This window comes from Rhodanobacter sp. MP7CTX1 (assembly GCF_014205795.1).
In the GTDB taxonomy this organism is placed as follows: domain Bacteria; phylum Pseudomonadota; class Gammaproteobacteria; order Xanthomonadales; family Rhodanobacteraceae; genus Rhodanobacter.
Window position 1 is genome coordinate 1 of the sequence record NZ_JACHCN010000034.1, and the last position, 3,344, is coordinate 3,344.

Here is a 3,344-nt window from a genome sequence, read left to right on the forward strand (position 1 = left end):
TCGGATAGCTGGGTTCGATCAACGCCAGCAGTGCTTCCCACGGCACCACCTTGTCCATATCGCCCAGGAACCGCTCGCGCCGCGTCGGCTTCTTCGACTAGAAACTCAACGACGCAAACGAACGCCATTTCATGGAGGGAGGCGTTTCCTGGAGACTGGTCGCAATGAAGCCTGAGGCGTGGAATAGATCAGAGCATCCTTAGGCGCCACTCCACATGAGTCACGTGAGAATCGACTTCAGCAGATGTCCGCAGACGATCCACACCGTGGCCAAGAACCTGGATCGCCAACGCAACCTGCCTCCGCCGCCGCTGGGCGCCGCGAAGGTGCCAGCCGATCAGCCGGACAGCGGAGGTAGTCGCAACTCGACCTCCAGGCCGCCGCCTTCGCGATTGCGTAGCGACAATTCGCCGCCGAGGACCATAGAGAGCTGGTGAACGATGGCCAGGCCAAGGCCGGTTCCCCCAGTTTCGCGGCTGCGCGATCCTTCTACGCGATAGAACGGCTGGAGCACCGCTTCCAATTCATGCGTCGGAATGCCCGGTCCGCGATCCAGTACCGATATCAGAAGGGGCTGCCTACCACCTCCCTGAACGGTGAGCTCGGCCGCGCCGGCGTAGGCGATAGCGTTATCCAGCAGGTTGCTGACCGTCCGCCGCAACGCATGCGGGCGCGTTACGACCTGTTTACCGACGTGGCCGGAGAGCGTCACGGTCTTGCCCGCGTCCTGGTAGTCACAGATCAGGCAGTCGAGGAACGCATCCGGATCGATCCGACACGGCGGTTCGGACGAACCATGCATGCTGCGCGCATACGCAACGCTTTCGCGAACCAGGTGTTGCATTACACCGAGGTCACCGTTGAGGCGGTCGCGTTCGGGCAAGTCGTCCATCGACTCGATTCGAAGCGCCATCCGGGTAATCGGGATCTGCAGATCGTGTGAGATGGCGGCCAGGATCTGCAAACGCTCACGCAAGTGTTCCGTAATGCGCTCCTGCATGGCATTGAAGGCGGCGATCGCAAAGGCGACTTCCGTGGGACCGCCTTCTTCGAGCCGCGTCGCACCACCGCTGAGGGTCAGCGTTTCGGCCGCTCGCGCCAGACGTGCGAGCGGGCGCGTCGCAAGCCTTACGGCGAGCAGAGCGCACAGCAAAAGAAGCGTCATCTGGACGGCGAAGACGAACGGAAGCCAACTCGCGATCGGCAGGATCGAAGGTGTGATATCGATCGTCAGTGGCGCGCCATCGTGCAACCTGACATGCAACTGGAAGCGTCCGGAACGCGTCGAGACCATGTTCGCGTGCCACGAAAAGCGGCCATCGAGCTTGGAGGCAATGAGACCAGTGATCTCGCGGGAAGTGCCCGTCGATAGCTCACCACCGCCGAGTCCCGGCCCGAGAATGTAGCGATAGGTCCTGCGTTCCAGCAGGGGAAGCCAGGATGCGCGTTCAGCCGCAGGGACCCGATCGAGCAACGCCACCGCCGTTGCAACGTCCAGCTCAATACTGCCCAGCAACATCGTCTTGGAGCTTTCGTAACGCTCAAAGAATAGCAACCCGAACGACAGGCCGTGCGCCACGAACACACCGGCGAACAGGATCAGGTAAAGCCGCGCCGCCATTGACCGTGGCCGCAGGCGCGAAGCGGCCGCGCGGAGCGCCTTCATGCCTCTCCACCGACGAGGGTGACCGGCTGGCAGAATACGTAGCCTTCACTCCTGACCGTCTTGATGTACGTCTGTTCCCGCGGGTCGTCAAGCAATCGCTGACGCAAGCGACACACCAGCAGGTCGATCGAGCGGTCGAACGGTTCAGCGTCTCGTCCCCGAGTCAGGTTGAGCAGCTGGTCACGCGTCAGCACACATTGCTTGTGGTCGATGAACGCACTGAGCAGCCGGAACTCGGCACCGCTCAGCGCAACGATGGTGCCGTCCCCATCGAGCAGGTGCCGCGCTATTGTATCGAGCCGCCACGCACCGAAGGCGATCAGCCGAGTGGCGTCTGTCACCCGCAAGTTGGGCGGCAGCAGCCTGGTGCGCCGCATCACTGCCTTGATCCGGGCAAGCAACTCACGCATGGAAAACGGCTTCACCACGTAATCGTCGGCACCCATTTCTAGGCCGACGATCCGGTCGGTTTCGTCGTCCCGGGAAGTCAACATAACGATGGGAACTGATCGATGCTTGCCGATACGGAGGTTCCGACACAGCAGCAATCCGTCATCGCCTGGCATTATCACGTCCAGAACGATCAGGTCGACAGGGCAGATGTCGAGCGTCGCCCACATCTCGCGCCCACTGGCAACCGTCGAAGCGCGAAGACCATTCTTGCGAAGGTAGGCGGCGACCAATTCGCGGATGTCTTGGTCGTCATCGACGACCAAGATGTGGTCGATCTGCTCCATGAATTTCCGATAACGAAAGGACGACGTCCGATGACTCTAGCTTAATCTCCTTAGCATGAACCTGCGAGAGATCAGAGTTTCGCGCCCGCCGCGTCCAAAATGACGTCGGCGACCGCCTCCGGCTTTCGGCAGCCGCACAACGCGAGACGAATGCCGGCATACCCGTCCACGCGACACCTACCTTCATCAGACTATGGCTCGAAGGTGGTGCACATCGTATAGCCTCGACCCGCGCCGTCATGGAGATGACGCGGGCCACCAGCGCTCAGGGTCAGTAAATACCGTAAGCAGTGCTGCCGAATGTTCGGGTCCATCAATCGCGCACCGGAGTCAGTCACCGAAAGGAACATAGGGGAGATGGCCGGCTCCCCTATCATGTACTGCGCCGGTGCAGCAAACCAATTCTTGGCCATCTGTTCATCGCCAAACAACGTGGCAGCTTCAGCGAACACTCGTGCAATACGCACCGTACGATCGGACTGTGACATCATCGAAACTGGCAATGATCCGTACCGATTCAAGCACCGAAACACCGATGCAAAATCCGGCCAATAACGGCTCTACGGGTGGGTCACTTTTCGATGCACATCCCGGGTCAGAATTCTCTGCACGTCAACACCATGGATTGAACGAGATGCATGACAGACTCCTTTTAAGTAGCACACACGCATAGAGTCCGGCATCCGCCGCGCTCTATGCGTGTGTGCTGAGTAGTGAAAGGGTTGGTAGAACGACTCATGCATCAATAAGCTCGCGAATTGCGGTCAATAAGGCATCAACGTCTTCTTAGGATGCTCTGATCTATTCCTCGCCTCAGGCATCATAGCGACCAGTCTCCAGGAAGCGCCCCCCCACGAAACAGCGTTCGTTTGCGTCGTTGAGTTTCGAGTCGAAGAAGAAGCCGACGCGGCGCGAGCGGTTCCTGGGCGATATGGACAAGG

Annotated in this window: 2 protein-coding genes and 1 pseudogene; all 3 read right to left on the minus strand. The window is 60.0% G+C overall.

Features of this window, described 5'->3' with window-relative positions; translation table 11 throughout:
- Nucleotides 1-133 (minus strand): annotated as a pseudogene (locus tag HDE77_RS20360) (IS5/IS1182 family transposase); the annotation flags it as partial.
- Nucleotides 134-337: 204 nt separating this feature from the next.
- On the minus strand, nt 338-1,666 hold the full coding sequence (locus tag HDE77_RS20165) for a HAMP domain-containing sensor histidine kinase (protein ID WP_184419712.1): 1,329 nt from the start codon (nt 1,664-1,666) through the stop codon (nt 338-340).
- A complete protein-coding gene (locus HDE77_RS20170; protein ID WP_184419713.1) occupies nt 1,663-2,403 on the minus strand; it encodes a response regulator in 741 nt (246 codons plus the stop codon). Before HDE77_RS20170 ends, HDE77_RS20165 begins: the two co-directional genes overlap by 4 nt.
- Nucleotides 2,404-3,344: the final 941 nt, after the last annotated feature.

Coding starts and splice junctions, on each gene's coding strand:
- HDE77_RS20165 (WP_184419712.1), bottom strand. CDS start 1,666: ATGAAGGCGCTCCGCGCGGCCGCTTCGCGCCTGCGGCCACGGTCAATG.
- HDE77_RS20170 (WP_184419713.1), bottom strand. CDS start 2,403: ATGGAGCAGATCGACCACATCTTGGTCGTCGATGACGACCAAGACATC.